Origin of the sequence: Lachnotalea glycerini, from assembly GCF_003201285.1 — a bacterium.
Lineage (GTDB): Bacteria > Bacillota > Clostridia > Lachnospirales > Lachnospiraceae > Lachnotalea > Lachnotalea glycerini.
Genome location: NZ_QICS01000038.1, coordinates 1 through 1,935, shown reverse-complemented (window position 1 = coordinate 1,935; position 1,935 = coordinate 1). Strand labels below are relative to the sequence as shown.

Annotated in this window: 3 protein-coding genes; all 3 read right to left on the bottom strand. The window is 30.7% G+C overall.

From position 1 onward, the window contains the following. Positions 1–308: 308 nt before the first annotated feature. Complete coding sequence (locus tag C8E03_RS21665) at positions 309–638, bottom strand: DUF3969 family protein (RefSeq protein ID WP_110292101.1); 330 nt, start codon at positions 636–638, stop codon at positions 309–311. A 191-nt stretch (positions 639–829) separates the two neighbouring features. After that, positions 830–1,333, bottom strand: a complete 504-nt coding sequence (locus C8E03_RS21660) for a hypothetical protein (RefSeq protein ID WP_170123095.1) — start codon at positions 1,331–1,333, stop codon at positions 830–832. 53 nt (positions 1,334–1,386) lie between these two features. Further along, positions 1,387–1,935, bottom strand: a 549-nt coding sequence (locus C8E03_RS22195) for a hypothetical protein (protein WP_330410898.1), incomplete at its 5' end; no start/stop codon positions are given.

Below are 1,935 nucleotides of genomic sequence, written 5' to 3'. Positions count from 1 at the left end.
TAAGGGCTGTCGGTTTCTCCACTTACCTGTGCCACTTAGTTAAAATGCACCCTTTCAAACATTTAAATTTTGTTCGAAAGAGTGCATTTATATCACCATATTAGAACTACACCTTAAAAACCTATTGTATACCCAAGGCAAAATTTTTTGCTTAAGTCTCTTAATTCATATCATGGATTACATCACTTCGTGAGAGCCATGATACTGAATTAAGAGACAGGGATTTACGGAGTTGGAAGTCCTAAAGTATAACCATAATAAATTTTATAATTTAATCATAGTTATAAATTTTGCGAATACTTTAGTTATCATATCCAAAAATCATCTTCCTTTTTTTCTAACAATCCTAAAAGATTTAACGTTTTATCGATTAATATTTGAATATTATATTCCAATCTATCTGGTAATAATGATTCAATATCTTCTAGCTCACATCCTCTTTCAAGAATATCAATTAATTGTTCCTCATCACAACTTTCTTTTACTTTCTGAATAAAGTAGGGTGAAAAAATAAATTTTTCAGCTTCTTCAATTGACATTTTCTTTTCTTTAACAGCAACAAGAACTCCTATCATACTTATTAAAAGAATTTTTGTATCTACTTCATTCGGTTTAAAGCATACATTGTCTATCTTCATATTCTTATTACTCCTACTTATTACTCCATCCACGTTTTACTTTAACATTAAATACTTTTCCTGATTTACTTTGGAAATAATGTATTGACACCTTATTTCCTTTAATTCATAACTATCCTTAGCAAACATTCTAAGCAAAATAGCAATGTAGACCAGCTATAAATAAACTTTCCTATAGCTGGTCTAACATTTTACTGCGATGTCACAGCTTGTTGATATATCTTTTCGATAATATCACATGTTTTTTCTAGTTGTTCGGATAATATTTCAGAACAAAGTATATTTTTATATTCATTTATAAAGTTCAGATATAATTCTCTATTGTTCTCTTCATCAAAATATCTAAACATTGGTGTAACCATTAAATGAAACTTTCCCCCCTTTTTATATATCCAAGTTGAATATTCTGGTGTAGTAAAGCAACAATATTTTTCGCCAATCCACTCATCATTTTCATCCAAAAAAATATCTTCATTAGAAATATTTTCATTCAAACAATAATAATATTCATTTTGTAAAATACCTAGTTTTTGTTCAAGAATTCTTGCATCAATTTCATATATTTCATTATCAACACAATACCTTTCCTTCAAATTTTTTAAATAATAAATATTATCGTTTAAAATTTCATAGATATTATTCTCCATAATCAATCTAATACAAACATTGGAATAATAATCTATTGTATCATCCATTATTTGTAGCTCAATCTTAAATGTATTTTGACTAATCAATGTATAATTTTCCACTATTTAATAATCTTTCCTTTCTTTGTTACCATTCCAGCCTTCTTTAATGCAGCTTTCATTGGTTCTGATAATTCACTCCAAGAACGTACATGTCCATGAAAAACTCCTTTTGTAGTTTCATCAAGCACAACTATTTCTCCATCACTAATGCCAACTCTTCTAGTAGTATTTTTCCCTATTGAAACAGAGTTATCTAATGCTTCTTGCCCATTATTAGGTGCTTTATTTTTAACTGCATTATTTGTTTTCCCATGATAATCTGCTTTTTCATATGTACCATTTTTACCAGTCTCAGAGCCTCCCTTACTCACATCGGTATTCTCCGCCGCCTCTTGTGCTTTCTTAATATCTCCTGCTAAGTTATCCGTAGCCGTCATACTAATTGATATACCATATGCCATTTCTGCTATTCCGGTTATCAAAACATCTGTGCTGATTGCAATAGTCGGTATTCCTGCCGCTGCTCCCGCACCGCTCATTGATATGACCGCTCCAAAGATATCTCCAATACCACCTGCCACTGTTTCTGCCGTTCCTGCCACCGTCAA

Excerpts from the sequence above, each read along its gene's own strand:
- C8E03_RS21665 (WP_110292101.1), bottom strand. The coding sequence starts at position 638 with ATGAAGATAGACAATGTATGCTTTAAACCGAATGAAGTAGATACAAAA.
- C8E03_RS21660 (WP_170123095.1), bottom strand. The coding sequence starts at position 1,333 with ATGGATGATACAATAGATTATTATTCCAATGTTTGTATTAGATTGATT.